Origin of the sequence: Niastella soli, assembly GCF_017742245.1 — a bacterium.
Lineage (GTDB): Bacteria > Bacteroidota > Bacteroidia > Chitinophagales > Chitinophagaceae > Niastella > Niastella soli.
On record NZ_JAGHKO010000001.1, the window covers coordinates 299,120 to 319,420 of the forward strand.

The following is a 20,301-nucleotide window of genomic DNA, read 5'->3' on the forward strand; positions in this document are numbered from 1 at the left end:
TGGGTTCTATTAAAGGGTTGTAAGGTTTTAACAGTTTTACTTCAAAAATTTCAATGTGCCGGGATCCAACGTTCTGCCACCAACGCCTCTGATGCCATGCCAAATTCCGAGTAAACGGAATTTCACTCTTCTGAATCGATCTGGCGCCAGTATAGCTGCGGTCAGCAATAGTTTTACCTGATGATAGCAATAGGCAATGAACTCAATAAATGAGAAATGTTTTTTAATGATAAATGTGTGATTACGGGCTGAATAATAATTGCGCCATAAGGTGGCCTTGGTAAATTGTCCGCCGCCGCCCAGTAATTGGCGGTCATCGGCCCCATTCTTCAATACACCGATCTTATAGCCAGCTCTTCTGATGCGGATTGAATATTCCTGGTCGTCGCACATCATGAAGAACTCTTCGCACAAGGGCCCCAGTTGGCGAACTACATCCGCCTTTATAATGGCCCCATCGATCATGGCATAGTCAATTTCCTGTAGCCGCACGTTCGGGTCAGCATGCACTTTGGCCCCCATCTTAAAGTTGGCCCCGTGCAAACCCAGCATTACAAAATCAGTTTGTTCTATATTCTCAATCAGGTCTTTCAGGGCATTGGCCGCATAGAAGGTATCATCGTCCAATATCCAGAAATAATCATATGTATTACGGGTTAGCCCATACGTCATGGCCTTTGCTATGGCGCCGGCTGAACCGGTATTACTCTCCATATAAATGCAATGAATACTATTTTTACCTTGCAGTGTTTGCAGGTACTCCTTTGTTCCATCTGTACTATTGTTATCAACGATAACAATTTCGGAAGGTGGAACTGTTTGACCCAGTATATGTGCGATGGCCGTTTTCAGCGTTTCGAGCCGGTTATAAGTTACTACAATTGCACAAACCTTTATATTCATAGTATCCGTTATATTACATTAAAACTAAGTTCCAGGTAATCAAAAACATCAAGCACATGCGTAGTGATCACTGGTAAATGAATAACCAGTTTCTTCGACTTTACATACTTCATGGCTTTCTGGGATGTAAACTTAAGTGTGCCGGGATCCAGTGTTCTGCCTCCTATACCTAAAATACCATGTAAAATGCCGGTCAATCTTAATCGAACACGTTTGAACCGGTCTGGTGCCAGGAAGGCAGCCGTAATTAGCAATTTTGTTTGCAGCAGACAATAACCAAATAAATTTACGAAAGAGAAATGTTTCTTTATGATAAAAATATGGTTGCGGGCTGAATAATATCCACGCCACAAGGTAGCGCGGGTAAACTGGCCGCCACCACCCAGGTATAACCTGTTATCGGCTCCATTCTTCAGCACCCCAATTTTATAGCCCTTTCGTTGCATGCGCACTGAATACTCATGATCGTCACACATCATAAAAAATTCTTCACATATAGTTCCCACATGCTGCACCACTTCTGCTTTTATAAGTGCCCCATCGATCATGGCGTAATCTACTTCCTGTAATCTTACATCATCCTTCACCTGTATTTTTCTTCCCATCCGGATGTGTGCGCCATGCAAACCGATCATGGAGAATTCGCTGTTCTCAATATTCTCAACCAGATCCTGCAAAGCGTTGGGTGCATAAAAGGTATCATCGTCCAACACCCAGAAATAATCATATTGATCCTCAATATTCGATAAGCCGAATTCCATGCCTGCGGCAATTGCACCAGCCGAACCGGTGTTATTTTCCATAAAAATGCTGTGAATGTTGTTTTCACCATGCACTGATTGCAGGTATTCAATGGTACCATCGGTGCTATTGTTATCAACAACAACGATGGTAGCAGGTAGTAAAGTTTGGGCCAGTACATGTTCCATGGCCGTTTTAAGGGTGTCGAGCCTGTTATACGTCACCAGTATCGCACATACTTTCGAATACATAATTCGGGAAGATTTTAGGGTTTAAAATTGTTGGTCGGTCGGTGGTCTAATGGTGGTATTGATTGCGTATCATCGTTTATACCATCTGCTTAATCCGTAATCGCGAACAGCTTTAAAGGTGGTTTTGGTGACCAGTCTTCCATAACGAAAGCCGTATTTATAACTTACCAGGGTTTTGGCAATTGAAACAAACAGAATGGAAACGAACGCCAGGTAATAACCGTTTTTAACCATCACACGCAATGAGTTCCGGATGCTGTAATAATCCCGCCATAACACACTCTCATCTTTTTTCCGTACGGTGGTGGTCTTTTTTATATTTAACCGGTTCCATTTTTTCCGCAGGTCCAGGAACAGACCGGAATGCACGAGTATTTTATAACCGGCTCTTTGTTGCGACAGATCATGATCGAGGTCTTCAAAGCCAAACCACAATTTGGGATCAGGCACAACGCCATTTAATACGCTTTCGCCTTTGATCACTTTTATCATCCCGCCACCAATGGTGTCTACTTCCAGGTACTCGCCTTTTTCCAGCTCGTCATTGGTGGTCCTTATTACCAACCCGGTACGTCTGTTTATTTTATGACCTACCACTCCAACCTGACCACAATTTCCCGGGTATGATTCGCCCAGCTGCAACAGCTTTTCCAGCGTATCTTTTGTATAGGGCGGATCATTATCATCGGCCCACAACACCCATTTATATCCCTCATTCGCCAACGTTTGCAACCCTATTTTACCACCACCGGCAAACCCTGAATTATGGCCCACCTTCACATGCGCTACATCCGGATATAACTGCGCCAGTTTATTTTTGGTATCATCGTTGTCGTTATTATCAACGATGAGCAATTTTTCGGGTGGCCTCGTTTGATCGAGAATTTTTTGAATGGTGTCCATTAAAATATCAGGACGGTTATAAGTAACTATAAAGGCAGCAAACGTTTTATTACTCATATGGACGTTCTTTAATGGGTTTTGGTCGTTCAATCTTAAATGGCCTGCTTATAAAATCTGCTAAGAACATAATCACGAACTGCTTTGCAGGTGTTTTTGGTAACCAGGCTTCCATAGCGTAAGCCATGTTTAAAGCTTAACAGGCTTTTTCCAAACGACACCAGCAAAATGGAGATAAATGCCAGGTAATGGCGGTGCTTTTTCATTATGAACAAAGCATTGCGAATACTGTAATAATCCCGCCACAATACCTTTTCATCTTTTTTACGGGCAACCGTGCTTTCCACACTCATCCGGTTCCACCTTTGGCGGCAACCTAAAAACAGGTCGCTGTGCACGAGTATTTTGTATCCGGCTGCTTTCTGCGACAGGTCAAAATCAAGATCTTCAAAACCGAAGAAAAGTTTTGGTTCTGTAATAATCCCATCCCGGATGCTTTTTGCATTCACGATCTTGCACTGTCCGCCACCTATGGTATCAACCTCTATAAATGAATGCTTTTTCAACTCTTCATTTGTAGCGCGTTGTAACAGACCGGTAAACTTATTGAACCGGCTGCCCACCATCCCCACCTGTCCACATCGCTCACCGTATGACTCACCCAGGTTAACCAGTTTTTCAAATGTATCTGGCGTCGGTGGCGGATCATTGTCATCACCCCAGAAGATCCATTGATAACCTTCTTCAGCCAGGATCTCCAGGCCTACTTTATCTCCACCGGCAGGCCCTGCATTGTAACCCATTTTAACGTAAGCAACTTCTGGATATAATTCCTCCAGTTTCAGCCTGGTCTCATCAGTTGTTCCATTATCTACCACCAGTAATTTTTCTGGGGGTAACGTTTGGGTCATGATCTTATGAATCGTATCCATTAAAATTTCTGCACGGTTAAACGTAACTACAAATGCAGCGAATCTTTTAGTATTCATGATTGTTCTTTAGGTGCGTAGATTTATAAAGCCTTTTTTGCTGGCGTTATATTCAAGCGAAGAATGTATTTACATTTTTGCCAAAGCAATGCAATGCATGGTAAATAACCTCAGGTAGTACCTGTCTGCTATTTACTATACGGCATCAATATCGCATGGATAGCCAATCACATGCGTAACAAGGATGGTGGAAGTTTAACTGTAAGCGCTCTCCTTACATTCCCTGTAAGGAAACCATTTTTTGAAAGCGGGATGATTTGTTTACCATTTCTTCAAATGACCCGGATGCGGTCACTTTCCCTTTTTCAAGTAAGTAAATGGTATCTGCTTCTTTTATGGTTGATAACCGGTGGGCTATCAATACGATGGTGTAGGTACCACGTAATTGTTCAATATTTTCCTGAATGATCTTTTCTGTTTCTGAGTCAAGCGCCGAAGTAGCTTCATCAAAGATCAGCACTTCGGTGTCTTTGTATAACTCGCGGGCAATTGAGATCCGCTGGCGCTGGCCACCCGAGATCAGAATACCATTATCACCGAGACGGGTTTGCTCTTTTTCAGGCAATGAATCTACAAAAGTACCCAGCGAAGCCATACGCAACACATCATTAAAGCGTTGTTGATTTTCAGGCGTTGGCTCGGCCCAGAAAGTGATATTATTAAAGATAGTATCGTTGAATACAACTGGTTCCTGGGAAATATAACCCACTTTATCACGATATGTGTTCAGGTTGTATTGCGACATGGGCAGGGCATCAATATACAGCTCGCCGCTATCGGGCCGTATTAACCCGGCAATCATATTGGCCAGGGTTGTTTTACCTGCGCCACTTTCACCCACCAATGCAATCGTTGATTTTTTCTCCACGTCCATATTAATGCCATCCAACACCTTCAGGGAATCATAGGAAAGAGAAACGTCTTTCAATTCAATTCTATCCTGAATGGATTTGAATGAAACCGGACCGTGTACTTCCTGAAGGGCAGCCATTTCTTTGGTTAAAGAAGTTACGGCATTAATACCACCGCTGTTCTCAATAAAGCCCTGCCAGTAGTTCTGCGTCATTACCAAAAAGCTGAGCGCTCTGTAAAAAAGCAATAAACTCAGGATGATACTACCCAGGCTGGCGCCCATCCAGTTCAGCTGCGCAAATATTACAACAGTAACTATTATTACAATGATGGGCTCTTTAATACTGGTAGCAATGGCCGTCATGTGCCCGATCTTCTTGTTCAACCCTTCGGCCTGATTAATAACATTCTTTAACTTTTTGGAATACTGGTTAAAGGTGTTGGTGGACTTCAGGTATTTGAAGTAATGCGTGGTTTGAATAAGGAAGCTGTTGAAATCGCTTCCTTTCTTCGACAACTCATTAGAGGCACGCTTGGTTGTTTTATAAATATTATTATAGATCAGGTTCGACACTACTGCACCAAAGCAAACCAATACAGCAAACTGGTAGTTGGCCAGGAATGCCAGGAACATATAGGTGAGCAACATCACCGATGCCTGCGCCGCGGTAAAATAAAAGCTGAACGACTGAAACAACCGCTGTACTTCGGTCGTAAGCGTGTTCTGGATCTTTCCTGAGTCTATTTTCAGAAAGGCGCTGTATGATAAGCCTTCCAGGTTATTTACCAGGCGATAACGAACTTTCTTAATAAACAATTCGCGTAACCGGGCATAGAACTTCATCTGGAAGTATTTCATAATACCCTTGAATACAAACAAAGTAACCAGCGACATCAGCACCGTAGTTACGGTCAATTCAAATCCCATTTTGCGAATGAGATTGATGATGTGCTGAAGCTGGCCCATCGACTCTGAATGATCGGCGGCGGCCTGAGCAGTTTGCCCATCACCCACTGCTTTTAACAGGGGAATGAACATAGCCAGCCCCATACCATCCAGGAAACTGATCAAAATGCTCAGCCCCAGAAAGAACAACAGCTTGTGGCCAATGATGCTGTAGTAGTATTTAAAATAAGTATAGAAATTATTTTTGAGAGAGAATTTCATCGTTCATTTTTTTACGCCAAACATTGAACGCTTAACACCGAACGCTAAAATGTCTTGTATTTTGCGTTGAGCGTTAAGCGTTCTGCGTTAAGCCTATTAAGCTATCTTCAATTTTCTATCAGAACCTTTTTTCTTCTTTTTCGTTTTCCCCATTTGTCCGTACTCATAACCATAACCATATACATGCTGGAACCCGTAACCAGGTTTAATGCCGTTGATGATCAGAGAAATGTGTGGCAATTTTTGATCCTGGTGTAATTCATTGATCAATTTCAACGATGGGCGCACGGTATACTTATGACGCAATACGAAGAAGGACAGATCGGCCAGTTTACCCAATGACAAGGCATCAGACACGGCTTCCACCGGTGGCGTATCCATTACAACATAATCATAATGCGCCTTCAGGTAATCGAATAACGATTTCATGCGCGGGTTCAGAATGATCTCACCTGGATTCAGGGGCAAAGGTGTTCCTGCGCTCAGGAAGGTTAGATTTTCCAGTTCAGGCACAGATTGTAATATATCATCTATCTGAACTTCTCCCCTCAAATAATTAGTGATCCCGATCGTCTTTTTAAAACCTAAACGCTCAGACAAACTTGGGTTGCGAAGGTCAAACTCTAGCAACGCCACTTTCTTACTGCTGATGGCCAGTGAGCTTGCCAGGTTCAGACTTACAAAGCTTTTTCCTTCACCGCTCACACTGGAAGTGACCATCAATACTTTTTGCTCAGGGCCATAACCCATGTAAGAGATATTCGTACGCAGGGTCCTGAACTGTTCGGCAATGGGCGACACGGTTTCTTCTGCAATTACCAGGTCGGCCTTGCTGTTATCGAGGATGATCTCACCCGCAATAGGCAGCGATGTAATACTGTGCACATCTTCGCGGGTCTCGATCTTGTTATTCAACATAAACTGAACCACTATGATCAGCACCGGCAGCAAAAGCCCCAGTATCAATCCCATGGCATACACCATATATGGTTTGGGGTTCACGCTTCTGCTTACGTTCCAGTCCACAACGCGTGTACCAGCAATACCAGCAGAGGCATATTCCATTTTCTTGTCTTCTATCTTCTGTTGCAGGAAAGTGTACAACTGATCTTTTACGCCTAATACCCGGTTGGTTTGATTCAGGTCTTTTTCCTTTTCTGTCATGCCCTGAAAACGGCCTGTTGCGTTTTGTTCCTGCGAAGCAATAAAGGCATTACTGGTCCTTATTTGCTGGCGGATACTACTGAGACTGGTTAAAATACTGTTCTTTGCACTGGCCAGGGCCGAGTTGATCTCAGGCAAACGAATATCCTGTGGCGTACCCCGGTCAAGGATCTCCTTTTTTCTTACCACCAGTTTATTATATCCGTCAACAAAAGCGGCCAAACTGGGATCTGCCAATGCAGCAACGTTGGGAATGATCTGTTCCTGACCACTTGCCAGTATACTGTTTTCCACCTGGGTCAACAGATTTTCCCTTAACTGGTTCTCCCCTTTTCGGCTATCGAGTGTCACCAGGTTACCCAGTAACTGATTGGCCGATGTAGGCACATCGTTGACCTTATTGGTAGCCTTGAAATCTTTTACTTTATTAGCCTGTTGCGCCAGTTCCGACGATACGGTGTTCAACCGGTTTTCGAGGAATTCAATTTCTGTACGCAGGGCTTTACTTTTGAATTCGAAGTTGGCTTCATCATAATTATGTAGCAATACTTCTACTATTTGTTTGGCCCTTTCAGGAATTTCATCTTTAACGGTTATCTGCAGCATGGCCATACCACCCTTGGGCACAGCGCTGGCTGAAACCCGGGAAGCATATTTTCCTACAGCCCCTTCCCTGCCGGAAAAACGAAGCAGGTAAACGCCCTTGCTAATGTTAATAAAGGGTTTGGGCTCAATAGTGATGGTATCGTGTTTAAATACCAGGGGTACATTGTAATACCCTTTCACTACCTCTTTCTCCAATTGTAGTTTGTAGCTGTCTTCACTCACCAGTAATTTGTATACGGGTGTTTTTTCGTCAATATCCCACCGTTTTAGTTTAACGGTAAAGGGCAATGAGTCGAGGTGAAGTTGTTTATCAAGCACCCTGCCCTTTTGCATTACTTCAATATCGAGGTGCAATGAGTCAACTATTTGCTCGATAAGGGCAGCCGCTTCCAGTTTAAATATTTCACTATTTAAATCGGGGGCCGCCTGGGCGGCAGCAGCCTGGCCAGAGCCAAAAGCCGATCCACCCAATATATTTGATTTTACTTCACTGGGCGATTGTACTTCAATAAAAGTTGATACCTGGTATAACGGAGTGGTATATCGTATATACACAAAGGCAGCAGCTAAACAAACGCCGGCAGATAAAATAAGCCAGTAATAGCCTTTTGCCAGTTTTCCGAAAAGTCGTTTTGCATCAAAACCACCTTTACTCTCTTCTGGCTCGTCATGATACTTCTGCTCCATAGCGGTAAGTTTTATTTGGTTGTGTTGTGAATGGTAAAGCCGAGGGTTACTATCGAGATCACTACAGTGAACATGGAGGCCATCAATCCGGATTCTTCTTTGAAGATAGAATTTGAACGTGCCTGCACATAGATCACGTCGTTCGGCCGCATCAGAAAAATATCCGGATCGTCTAACACACTTGCCTTTCTCAGATCGAATTTTCTAATGGTCCTTTTACCGTTGTAGTCCCGGTACAAACGAATGTCATAGCGTTTGGCAGTGTGCGGCAGATCGCCGGCAGCCGCCAGGGCGGTGAACAGCGTTGCCTGTTGCGCTGGTATTACAAAAGAACCAGGGGTCTTTACCTCACCCAACACAGTTACTTTAAAAGTAGTAAAACTTACTTCTATCAAAGGTTCTTTCAGGTAGGGGCTTACAGCACCATATAATTTTTGTTTTGCCTGGCTGGCAGTTAATCCTGCCAGTTTTAATCTGCCAACAACCGGAATTTCCACTTCACCTTCTTCATTAACCACATAATCAGCGCCACCCGTTCCACCACCGGTACCCACACCACCACCAACACCAACCGCAGCAGCCGCAGCATTAGCGGCCCCGGCCATGCTGTGTTTATTAAAAAAAGCAGCACTCTCTTGATCTTTGACAATAAAATTGATATCGAGCCTGTCGCCCCGCTCAATAATGCGTTCTGGCACAGGCATTGCTTTCAATTCATATGTTTCCGCATTAGGCAGATCATCGAAGTAATTCAACTTCTTGCTGGTACTGCAAGAAGTGGTAAGCATGAAAATAACCCCTACACAGTATGTAAGGGTAATGTGGTTTCTATTCATTTGTACGTTATTTTATTAATGGCCCGGTTGCAGGTGGGCAGCCTTTAGGAGGTGACTTTCATGTACGACGACTGCTTATACCACTCTACCGTAGTTTCTAATCCTTTTTGAATGGTTACGTTAGGCTGGTAACCGATCAGCTGTTTGGCCTTGCTCACATCGGCCAGGCTATGGCGAACATCCCCTCTGCGTTCTTCGCGGTAGTTAGGCTTCAGGTCAATGCCTGTAAACGCGCTGATGTGCTTCCACAATTCGTTCAAGGTGGTTTTATCGCCCACTGCAATATTCACCACTTCGTGTTGGTTTATCTCAGGCGCCAGGGCGGCTTTTATGTTTGCCTGAACCGCGTTCTCAACGTATGTAAAATCACGGCTCGTTTCTCCGTCACCGTTAATAAAGGGGGCGTGCTGGTTCAATGCGCTTTGTATAAACAAAGGAATAACGGCAGCGTATGGGCCATTGGGATTTTGGCGGGGACCAAATACATTGAAGTAACGTAATCCAATGGTATGAAAATCGTATGTACGGCTGAATACCGAGGCATACAGTTCATTTACATATTTTGTTACAGCGTATGGTGAAAGCGGGTTACCAATTTTATCTTCTACTTTGGGTAAGCCCGGATGATCGCCATAGGTACTTGAGCTGGCTGCATACACCATTCTTTTAACACCTGCATCTCTTGCCGCCACCAGTACATTCAAGAAGCCTGTTACATTCACTTCATTGCTGGTAATGGGGTCATTAATGGAGCGGGGAACCGACCCCAATGCAGCCTGGTGCAATACATAATCAACACCTTCCACTGCACGATGGCAGGTATCCAGATCGCGAATATCGCCTTCTATTAAACTAAATTCAGGACGGGCTAAATAGGGTTCAATATTTTCCATGGATCCGGTACTGAAATTATCGAGCACCCGCACTTTGCCTACTCCATGAGTCAATAAATATTCAACAATGTTTGAACCAATAAAGCCCGCGCCTCCGGTTACCAGAAAAGTTGCATTGCTTATATCGGCAGTATGATATTTCTGATTGTACATAATTAAAAGTTATAAACGTGCATCAACTAGATCTTTACCTAAATGGGCTTTCACATCAAACAGCACGCAATGGTCGCTGCATAATTTTTTGATGATCTCGTAATCGAATTCCTTATGCGCTACTGCCAGCACTACTGCGTTGTATTGAGATTGTGTTGCAGGTAATTCCTGAACAGTTTTCACCCCGTACTCATGCATTACTTCTTCGGGGTTAGCCCAGGGATCGTACACATCCACATCTACGTGATAGCTTTGCAGGTGTCTGATAATGTCAATAACCTTGGTATTGCGAACGTCGGGGCAATTCTCTTTAAAAGTAATTCCTAATACCAGGGCTTTGCTTCCTGAAACCTGGATACTTTTCTTAACCATCAGCTTTATTACTTCACCGGCAACATAAGCGCCCATACCATCATTCAACCGGCGACCAGCCAGGATAATTTCGGGATGGTATCCTACTTCCATGGCTTTTTGCGCCAGGTAATATGGGTCAACCCCTATACAGTGACCGCCAACCAAACCGGGGCGGAATGGTAAAAAGTTCCATTTTGTTGAAGCGGCTGCCAACACTTCCTGGGTATCAATGTCAAGCAGGTTAAATATCTTAGCCAGCTCATTGATAAAGGCGATGTTGATATCGCGTTGTGCATTCTCAATTACCTTGGCTGCTTCGGCCACTTTTATTGAAGGCGCCAGGTGAGTGCCCGCTACAATAATGCTGCTGTAAACATCATTCACGATCCGGGCAGCTTCGGGAGTAGAACCGGAGGTTATTTTTTTAATTTTCGTTACGGTATGTTCTTTATCGCCGGGGTTAATACGCTCGGGAGAATAACCGGCATAAAAATCTTTATTGAACGTAAGTCCTGAAACTTTTTCCAAAATAGGTACGCACTCTTCTTCGGTAACACCAGGATATACAGTAGACTCATATATTACGATATCACCTTTCTTCAACACCTTTCCTACTGTTTCGCTGGCTTTCACCAGTGGAGTAAGATCAGGACGGTTATATTTATCTACGGGGGTAGGTACTGTTATAATAAAAATGTTGCTTGACCTAATGTCTTCCAGTTGATCGCTCACCCATAAACCAGTTAAACTGTTGGCCTTCTCTTTAAGCACAGAAGTGAGGTGATCGTTGCTGATCTCCAGTGTGTGATCGTTACCAGACCGCAATTCGGCTATACGGTTCTTATTGATATCAAAACCAACAACAGGATATTTTTTAGCAAATTCAACTGCCAGGGGTAAACCAACATATCCTAAACCGATTACCGTTAAATGATACTTCTCCATTTCTTCAATATTTCAATTTGAGATTTAAGTAATTTATGACTAGCCTTTTGAAAGGTTGTTTTTATCAATCGCTACCAGGGCAAAACCTAAAGAAGGCAACATCACTTTCACACTCCTGTTATTCACTTCCATCACCTGACCGGTTTGTTGCATCAGCGGACCGTTAATAATGGTCACTTCATCATTTATGTTCACATCAATTCTTTCTACCTGTATGTATTCGTAATCGTTCAAAAACTGCTTCACTATCTCAATTTCTTCATCGCGTATTACTGCGGGTTTTCCCTGAAAAGTTACGAACCCTATTACACCATCTGTTTGCAGCACTGGAATGTGTGCTTTGGGTGCTAACCGAACCAACACATATGATTTAAATAAGGGTTCAAATATAATCTTCTTTCGGTCGCTCCAGTTCTTCTCAATCTTCTGCAATGGACAATAGTTCTCAATTTGTTTCAAGCCCAACAGATCAGCCACTTTCTTTTCCCAACGGGGCTTAGTGTATAAGGCATACCAACGTAAGTTTGTATTCATTTTTCGGGTTTATAACACATTTCAACGCAAAGCTCCCGCTTCCCTCAGTCACATTCGCTACTGAGAAACAAAAAATATTAAAATCAAATCCAGTAAATTCAATAGCCAAATCACCATCTCTTCTGCGCTGTTCACGAGAATATCAGATCGTAATAGGTTATTGAGTTCCAATAAAACAAATACGGTACACAAGTAAATAGTAAAACCAGAGGCTATTCGAAAGGATTGGTTCAGAGGCTTTCGAAGGAAATCGGGCCAATGGGGTGATTCGAAAGGAAAATCGGGTAACGACCGGTAATTACATGGGATGTTGGACGATCAGAGGTTAATGTAGACGCTCAAAAGTAGAAAGTTTTTTGATATTATGCAATATCGGCCGTTGATTTTTATATACCCTAATGTGGTTATTTTTAAAATACCCAATCGACCTTATAAGCAAATAGTCCTATGTCAATCAATTAGTAAGAGATACATATTACATTACCCCGCGACTGTGTTATCAATGTGTAATCATTGACGCCGGTAGCTGGTTACCTGGCACCGATCTGTCGGGGGTACTCGTTACCGGTCGCCAGCACCTGCCTTACTACATTGTAGTTACCCGGATGCCTGTGTGCAGGTGAGTCCTGGTCACATTCCAGTCAGATTCTCTCCAGATATACTACTACAGGCCATTTCCCGCCTAAGAATGCCACTGAAATGCCACTGGAATGCCACTGAAATGCCACTGTGGGTGGCATTCTGATGCAGTTTTGGTAGCAGGCCGGTGGGAAATGGAGTACATATATGTGCTATATCACCAGGATCTGCACTATATCTGACCAGGGTCTTGCCTGGATGTTGTTCGGCTTTTGTTTTGCTTTTCCCGAGGAAAACCCAGTGTTTTCATAGGGAAGCACCGAAGGAATCCCGAACAATAATGAGTTAGAAGTCTATTAAATAGCTGTCTTTCAATTAATTATAGGCCTATCAAGGATTCACTGATATTGTAATCAATTATTAATCAAACTGTTCAGCAGCGTTCTCACTCCCATTATCGAACTCGTTCAGGGGATACACGCCAAGTAACCCCTCCAACAAAGTTGAGGCTTAATCAAACAAAAAAGCACAAGCCCTCCATTGAGCACTTGTGCTTTATATTATTTGCTTTAGCTTTCGGCCTCTTATAGGTCTTGGCATAGCCGTCTGCCTTCTGCCTTCTGTCTTCTGTCTGCCTTCTGCCGTTTGCCGTCTGCCTTATTTCATCGAACGCGCTATTCCCAATTCCAGTCCGCGTAATTCTGCGAGTCCGCGTAAACGTCCTATGGCCGAATAACCCGGATTTGTCTTTTTATTCAGATCATCCAGCATCTGGTGGCCATGGTCGGGGCGCATAGCGAGGTTAACCTTTCTCTTTTGCATTACCTGCACCAGATTTTTCACTACACTGTACATATCTACATCGCCTTCCAGGTGGTTGGCTTCGTAAAAATTGCCGTCTGCATCGCGCTGGGTGCTGCGCAGGTGAATGAAATTGATCCGGTCGCCAAACTGTAAGATCATGGCGGGCAAATCGTTATCGGCCCGTACGCCAAATGAACCGGTACAAAAACAAAGTCCATTGCTGGCATTGGGCACGGCCTCGAACAACTTTTGTACCTGCTGGGCAGTGCTTACCACCCGGGGTAAACCGAATATAGCATATGGAGGATCATCGGGGTGAACCACCAGTTTTACGCCTACTTCATCAGCTACAGGGGCCACCTGTTGTAAAAATTCAATCAGGTTCTGCTGCAGTCTTTTGGCATCAATACCGTCATAGGTATCAAGGGCTGCCTGAAACTGTTGCAGGCTAAAGCTTTCTTCACTTCCCGGCAAACCGGCAATTACATTACGTTGTAACAGGTTCTTTTCATCATCGGTCATTCCCGCCAGGCGTTCTTTTGCTTTGGCCAGCTCGGCGGCTGAATAATCTTTCTCTGCACCGGGTCTTTTCAGCATGTATACGTCAAATGCCACCATGGCTGCTTTTTCAAACCTTAAGGCTTTACTGCCATCTTCCACAGTATAGGCCAGATCGGTCCGTGTCCAGTCGAGCACCGGCATAAAATTGTAGGTAACCACATAAATGCCGCAGGCGGCCAGGTTGCGGATGCTTTCGCAATAATTGGCAATGTATTGTTTATAATTCCCTTTTTGTGTTTTGATCTCTTCATGGACCGGAACGCTTTCCACCACCGACCAGGTTAAACCCGCCGCCTCAACGGTTTGCTTGCGTTTCATGATCTCTTCTTTGGTCCATACGGTGCCATTGGGCACATGGTGTAGCGCAGACACAACTCCTGTACAACCAGCCTGTTTAATATCAGCCAGACTAACCGGGTCGGAAGGGCCGAACCAGCGCATTGTTTGTTCAAATTGATACATAAAGTAATTGTTTAGAGCACATTTTTTACAAGGATACAATTTGTAAGGGTTACTTACTTCAACAACCTTATCAAATTCTTTGCAAACGATTTCGAAAAATGTTGCAAAAATAGCTCGATATTATGAATCTTTGCAAGGGACGCTCCTATATGGATCAAGTGAATCTTAAGAAGTTAGCGAAAGAATTGAATCTGGCCGTTTCAACGGTTAGCCGCGCATTGCGAGATAGTCATGAGATTAGTTCGCAAACCAAAGAACGGGTGCGCGAGCTAGCCTTAAAACTGGGGTTTCAACCCAATCCCCATGCCAGTAGCTTACGGCAGAATAAAAGCAAAACGATCGCCGTAATTATTCCTGAAATTGAGAATAATTTTTTCTCCCAGGTCATTAATGGCATTGAATCGATCACCCCCAATAAAGGGTACCACGTACTTATTTACCTTTCGCACGAAGATTACAATAAAGAACGCGACATTTTACAACTGCTGGGCAACGGCCGGGTAGATGGCGTTATGATCTCATTTTCCAATTCCACTACCAATTATGAACATGTGGAAGCCTGGCAAAAAGCGGGTATTCCCCTCGTATTTTTCGACAGGACCTGCGATGAGCTCGATGTGCCCAATGTTATGACCAACGATGCAGAAATGGCGTTCAAAGCAACAGAGCATTTATTGAAAAGAGGCTGCAAAAACATCGCTTTTTTAGGAATGGCGGGAAGCCTTTCTATCACCAACCGCCGCAAAGTGGGCTACCTTCAGGCGCTGGAAAAATTTAAGGTGACTAATCCGCCACAGATCGTTGAGTTAACATCGAAAGACTATTCCAACCGCGAAATATTACGGCAATTGTTTGAGGGCCCATCCCGCCCTGATGGCATTTTTGCCGCCATTGAAAAGTTTGCGGTAAACACCTACGAAGTATGCAAGGAAATGGATCTGCATATACCGCAGGACGTCAAGGTGATCAGTTTTTCGAACCTGCAGGCCGCCGCATTATTCGACCCTCCCCTTTCCACCATCATTCAACCGGCCTATGATATTGGCCGGGAAGCGGCAAGCATTTTGTTCAAGCTGATTGAAAAGAAAATGCTGTTGCCCTATGAGAAAAAAATGATCCTGCCTTCGCAATTAATTGAGCGGAACTCAACAGCAATTACCGGTTAGCAAATACCCTTTTGCACCATTTGTAATGCGCATAATCCGTAATTAACAATTATTTGCAACCTTCGTTTATCGTTAGTATGTTTATTATAATGAACTTATTCATATGACACCTGGAATATCTGGACTTATAACTTGGATTGTTATTTTGGTTACCGCTGCTGTTTCGTACCAGGGGTTCAAAAGCCATTTCTTTATAGAGAAATATGAATTTAGCGTTGAAAAGATCCGACTGTACCGGGATTACAAAAGGCTCATCACCTCGGGCTTTCTGCACGTGAACTGGATGCACCTTATTTTCAATATGCTGGGCGTGCTATTTTTTACCGGCACATTGTCCTACCTGGTAGGGCCGGTTGGGTTTTTACTGATCTATTTTGCCAGTATGTTAGGGGGTAACCTGATCTCCTTGCTTCTGTATAAAAACCAAAGTGATTATACCTCTGTGGGGGCATCCGGCGCTGTAAATGGCGCTATTTTCGCCACCATTGCCCTGGAACCCAGCATCAGGATCATGTTTTTACCCGGCTGGCTGTTTGGACTCATATACATTGCCATTACCATTTACGGGGTACGCTCAAAAAGAGACAATATCGGGCATGATGCGCACCTGGGCGGCGCTATGGTCGGAATGCTGGTAGCCATTGCCCTGCAACCAGCTGCCCTGGTTGAGAACTGGTTGACTATCTTGGTTATTACAGTGCCAACCCTGATATTCATGTACCTGATCGTTACCAGGCCGCATATTTTACTTATCGACAACCTGTTTTTCAACACGCATAAGAATCATTACTCTGTCGACCACAAATACAACGAAAGTAAATTCAATCAGCAACAGGAAATTGACCGCATCCTCGATAAAATAAACAAACGGGGAATGAATAGCCTGAGCCAGAAAGAAAAACAAATGCTGAAGGAATACAGCAAAAAGTAACCATTCGGGGTTATTTATCGCTTCACCAAGACAAATCGCGTTATGAAGAAATTCGGGCTTCTGCCATTCGTTTTCCTGCTTTTAATTCTTCCGTTCATTGCAACGGCAGCTTACGATACCACTTTTATTGAAACAAATGTTGTACTGCATACCGCCACCGGCGATATTGGCGGCACGCTTACCATTCCGGCAAGCGCAGCCGGCAAGTTACCGGTTGCATTGATCATCGCCGGTTCAGGCCCAACAGACCGCAATGGCGACAACCCCATGATGAAGAATGAGAGCCTGCAGAAACTGGCGTACGGACTGGCGGCTAATAACATTGCTTCGCTGCGGTTCGATAAAAGAGGGATCGGGGAAAGCAAGACCGCCGCAAAAAGCGAAGCCGATCTGCGATTTGAAGATTATATCAACGACGCCCGCAGTTGGGTAGAATGGCTGAAAAAAGATGGCCGCTTTTCAAAAGTATTTGTTGCCGGTCATAGTGAAGGTTCGCTTATTGGCATGATCGCCGCACACAACGCCGCCCATGGATTTGTTTCCATTGCAGGCGCCGGACGTTCGGCCGATAAGATATTGAAAGAGCAATTAGCCACCCAACCGCCTGTTATAAAAGATTCCTCGTTCCCCATTATCGACAGTCTGGTGCTGGGCAAAACGGTTGCCAGTGTGCCCAAAATGTTGTTTTCCTTATTCAGACCCAGCGTGCAGCCGTACATGATATCCTGGTTTCATTACGACCCACAGGCAGAAATTAAAAAACTCACCATACCGGTCTTAATTCTGCAAGGCACTAACGACCTGCAGGTTAAAGAAGAAGACGCTAATCTGCTCGCCAGATCGAATGCAAAGGCACAACTCTTGCTCATTAAGAACATGAACCATATCTTTAGAATAGTGGAGGGCGATAGAAGAGAAAACCTGGCCACCTACATTACACCTGACCTTCCAATCAGTGAGGAACTGGTAAACGCGATCGCTGCATTTGTAAGTAAACATTGATGCGTTTCGCCCTACCCCGCCCAGGGATCATACAATAAGCCAACCATTTCGGATATCTTATAGCGACATTATAGCGAACTTATAGCGATATAGGTTCGCTAAGCCTCCTCTTTCTGTAGGCGCCAGCCGGTGTTTGCATGCTGATGGAAAGGGTTGCATACCCCTATAAAAATCTTGAATATGTTTACGGAAACGTTAGCGTAGAGTTTTTTCGCCGGGGCTAAAAGTTAAGCTAATTTACCCCTGATTGCAGTATTTTTTGCCATTTGAAGTAAAAGTAGCTTAATTATGAGGCCTCAGTTATTAAAAGTATCAAAGGAGATCCGCCACTCCTTCAGCGTTCGGCAGGACCTTGTTCCCTACATCAATAACCGCTGGCATTACCACCAGGAAGTTGAATTGATCCATTTCAGAAAAGGGGAAGGGACCCAGTTTGTAGGTGACAGTATCCGGCATTTCAAAAACGGCGATGTGGTATTGGTTGGTTCAGGTTTGCCTCATTACTGGCGCTTTAATGACAGTTATTTCAACGAAAACGAACCAGCCTCCGCTGATATCAGGGTTTGTCACTTCAACGAAAACTTCTGGGGAGAACAATTCTTACAACTGCCGGAAAACATTAAGATCAAAAACATTCTGGAGAGAGCAAAACGGGGCTTGCAGATCACCGGTAAAACCCGCGTGGTGGTGGCCGAATTCCTGGATGTATTATTACACACGGAAGGACCGCACCGCATTTTGCTGCTTACTCAGGCATTAACAGCCATTGCCGAATGTCCGAATTTGCAGTCCTTATCCTCAATCGGGTTTAAACATGAGATGCCCGAAAACGAGAACGACCGCATAAACGCCATTTACGATTTCTCACTGAAGAATTTCAAACGCCCCATTCAGTTAGATGAAATTGCTTCTGTAGCAAACATAAGTCCCAACTCATTTTGTCGCTATTTTAAATCAAAAACAAGCAAGACCTTTTCGCAATTCCTTATTGAAGTGCGGGTGGGCTATGCCTGTAAACTGCTGATCGAAAACAAAATGAGCATTAAACAGCTTTGCTTTGAAAGCGGGTTCAACAACTTCACCAGCTTTCATAAATATTTTAAACTCATCACCGGCAAAAGCCCGTTGAGTTACCAGAAAGAATTTATCCAAAAACAGTAGTTCATCACTAATAATATTGGCATGATCAAACACCTTCGACAACTGCTTGTTGTTTCGACCGCTATTGTACTGGCATCAGGTTTTCAGCCACCAGCCGGTAAATGGAACTCAAAATTTGTGACCCTCGCCGCTAATGGAACATTGCAATACCATGCCGACGAAAAAGGAAATACCCTGCCCGATTTCAGTCGCGTAGGTTATTACCAGGGTGACCAGGCCATTCCCACTATACCTGTTGTAAAAACCATTTCAGCAGGTGACGATAATAGCCAGGCTATCATCCAGGACGCCATCGACGAAGTTTCTAAAAGAACACCGGACAACAATGGTTTCCGCGGCGCCATTTTATTAAAGAAAGGGACCTACAAGATCCCGGGCACCATCCGCATCAGCGCCAGCGGCATCGTGCTGCGTGGTGAAGGCGATGGGGAGAACGACACCAAATTAATTGCCACCGGAAACACCCAACGGTCGTTGATCTATATTTCCGGTACCGGAAATTTTGAAGAACAACCCAACACCCGCGTAGCTATCACCGATGCCTATGTTCCTACCGGCGCCACCTCCTTCCAGGTAGAATCGGCCGCCAGCTTCAAGGCGGGGGATAAAGTTATTTTATTCCGCCCGGGCACTGAAGCCTGGATAAAAGACCTGAAAATGGACGCCATCGATGCCCGCGACGGTACCAAACAATGGCAACCAAAAGAATATGACCTGCGTTATGAACGCATCGTTACAAAAGTGCAGGGCAATACCATTACCCTCGACAACCCCGTTGTTATGTCACTGGAAAAACAATATGGTGGCGGTTTTATTTATAAATACAGTTTCAATGGCCGGTTGGCGAAAGTGGGTATTGAGCAATTGCGCTGTGAATCTTCTTACGATAAAGACACCTCTGAAGACCATGGCTGGACAGCCATTCAATTTAATAAAATTGAGAACGGCTGGGTGCGCAATGTAACCTCCCGTTATTTTGGGTATGCCTGTGTTCATATGGATGACCTGGCTAAATGGATCACCGTGACCGACAGTCGCTGTCTTGATGCCAAATCACAAATAACCGGGGGTCGCCGCTACTCATTTAATAATGACGGACAACAGAACCTGGTCATGAACTGCCAAACCACCGAAGGCCGTCATGATTATGTTACCGGTGCCCGCGTTTGCGGTCCGAACGTTTTTTACAATTGCACTTCCAAACAAACACATGCCGATATTGGTCCGCATCACCGCTGGGCTTCAGGCACCCTGTATGATAATATTGATACTGATGGTGAAATAAACATCCAGGACCGTGGTAACTGGGGCAGTGGTCATGGCTGGGCCGGTGTTACGCAAGTATTGTGGAACTGTACTGTTAAACGCGCGGCCGTACAAAGCCCCTGGGCTAATGGAAAAAATTATTGTATTGGATTGAAAGGCGGCAAATATGAAGGCAGACTGAAAGGCCGGCCTGATGGAGAATGGGAAGGACAGAATAAAGAGGGTTTGGAACCGGGGTCACTTTATATGATACAGCTGAAGGCGAGAAAGGCAATGGGAAATGGGCAATAGGCAATGGGGGCAGACGGCAAACGGCAAACGGCAGACGGCAAACGGCAAACAATGTCGTTTTGTTAAGCGAAATGGAGAGCTAAATCCTCCCGATGCCCCATC

At 44.4% G+C, this 20,301-nt stretch carries 16 protein-coding genes; 5 read left to right on the forward strand and 11 right to left on the reverse strand.

What is annotated here, in order from left to right; all coding sequences use genetic code 11:
• Positions 1-36 precede the first annotated feature (36 nt).
• The 11 genes from J7I42_RS01070 to uxuA all read right to left on the reverse strand — a co-directional run bounded on the left by J7I42_RS01070 (position 37) and on the right by uxuA (position 14,382).
• Complete coding sequence (locus J7I42_RS01070; protein ID WP_209136918.1) at positions 37-903, reverse strand: glycosyltransferase; 867 nt, start codon at positions 901-903, stop codon at positions 37-39.
• 8 nt (positions 904-911) lie between these two features.
• Positions 912-1,895: a glycosyltransferase gene (locus J7I42_RS01075; RefSeq protein ID WP_209136919.1), complete on the reverse strand. Its 984-nt coding sequence runs from the start codon at positions 1,893-1,895 to the stop codon at positions 912-914.
• A gap of 69 nt (positions 1,896-1,964) precedes the next feature.
• The gene (locus J7I42_RS01080) at positions 1,965-2,855 is read right to left on the reverse strand and encodes a glycosyltransferase (RefSeq protein WP_209136920.1); all 891 of its coding nucleotides are present in this window, start codon (positions 2,853-2,855) and stop codon (positions 1,965-1,967) included.
• 35 nt (positions 2,856-2,890) lie between these two features.
• Positions 2,891-3,784, reverse strand: a complete 894-nt coding sequence (locus tag J7I42_RS01085; protein ID WP_209136921.1) for a glycosyltransferase — start codon at positions 3,782-3,784, stop codon at positions 2,891-2,893.
• Between the two features lie 214 nt (positions 3,785-3,998).
• A complete protein-coding gene (locus J7I42_RS01090) occupies positions 3,999-5,804 on the reverse strand; it encodes an ABC transporter ATP-binding protein (RefSeq protein ID WP_209136922.1) in 1,806 nt (601 codons plus the stop codon).
• 96 nt (positions 5,805-5,900) lie between these two features.
• Entirely contained in the window at positions 5,901-8,261 is a 2,361-nt protein-coding gene (locus J7I42_RS01095) for a GumC family protein (RefSeq protein WP_209136923.1), read from the reverse strand.
• An 11-nt stretch (positions 8,262-8,272) separates the two neighbouring features.
• The gene (locus J7I42_RS01100) at positions 8,273-9,097 is read right to left on the reverse strand and encodes a polysaccharide biosynthesis/export family protein (RefSeq protein ID WP_209136924.1); all 825 of its coding nucleotides are present in this window, start codon (positions 9,095-9,097) and stop codon (positions 8,273-8,275) included.
• Positions 9,098-9,141: 44 nt separating this feature from the next.
• Positions 9,142-10,143, reverse strand: a complete 1,002-nt coding sequence (locus J7I42_RS01105; protein WP_209136925.1) for an SDR family oxidoreductase — start codon at positions 10,141-10,143, stop codon at positions 9,142-9,144.
• Positions 10,144-10,152: 9 nt separating this feature from the next.
• Complete coding sequence (locus tag J7I42_RS01110) at positions 10,153-11,442, reverse strand: nucleotide sugar dehydrogenase (protein WP_236065374.1); 1,290 nt, start codon at positions 11,440-11,442, stop codon at positions 10,153-10,155.
• A 39-nt stretch (positions 11,443-11,481) separates the two neighbouring features.
• The gene (gene nusG, locus J7I42_RS01115) at positions 11,482-11,976 is read right to left on the reverse strand and encodes a transcription termination/antitermination protein NusG (protein ID WP_209136926.1); all 495 of its coding nucleotides are present in this window, start codon (positions 11,974-11,976) and stop codon (positions 11,482-11,484) included.
• 1,236 nt (positions 11,977-13,212) lie between these two features.
• On the reverse strand, positions 13,213-14,382 hold the full coding sequence (gene uxuA, locus J7I42_RS01120) for a mannonate dehydratase (protein WP_209136927.1): 1,170 nt from the start codon (positions 14,380-14,382) through the stop codon (positions 13,213-13,215).
• A gap of 122 nt (positions 14,383-14,504) precedes the next feature.
• On the opposite strand from uxuA, the gene J7I42_RS01125 reads away from it, so the two are divergent.
• The 5 genes from J7I42_RS01125 to J7I42_RS01145 all read left to right on the forward strand — a co-directional run bounded on the left by J7I42_RS01125 (position 14,505) and on the right by J7I42_RS01145 (position 20,199).
• Positions 14,505-15,548 (forward strand): LacI family DNA-binding transcriptional regulator, encoded by a 1,044-nt coding sequence (locus J7I42_RS01125; protein WP_209136928.1) that lies wholly within the window; start codon positions 14,505-14,507, stop codon positions 15,546-15,548.
• 103 nt (positions 15,549-15,651) lie between these two features.
• Positions 15,652-16,479, forward strand: a complete 828-nt coding sequence (locus tag J7I42_RS01130) for a rhomboid family protein (RefSeq protein ID WP_209136929.1) — start codon at positions 15,652-15,654, stop codon at positions 16,477-16,479.
• A 42-nt stretch (positions 16,480-16,521) separates the two neighbouring features.
• Positions 16,522-17,481, forward strand: coding sequence for an alpha/beta hydrolase (locus J7I42_RS01135; protein ID WP_209136930.1), 960 nt, complete (start codon positions 16,522-16,524; stop codon positions 17,479-17,481).
• A gap of 288 nt (positions 17,482-17,769) precedes the next feature.
• Positions 17,770-18,642: an AraC family transcriptional regulator gene (locus J7I42_RS01140; RefSeq protein ID WP_209136931.1), complete on the forward strand. Its 873-nt coding sequence runs from the start codon at positions 17,770-17,772 to the stop codon at positions 18,640-18,642.
• 21 nt (positions 18,643-18,663) lie between these two features.
• Positions 18,664-20,199 (forward strand): hypothetical protein, encoded by a 1,536-nt coding sequence (locus tag J7I42_RS01145; RefSeq protein ID WP_209136932.1) that lies wholly within the window; start codon positions 18,664-18,666, stop codon positions 20,197-20,199.
• Positions 20,200-20,301: the final 102 nt, after the last annotated feature.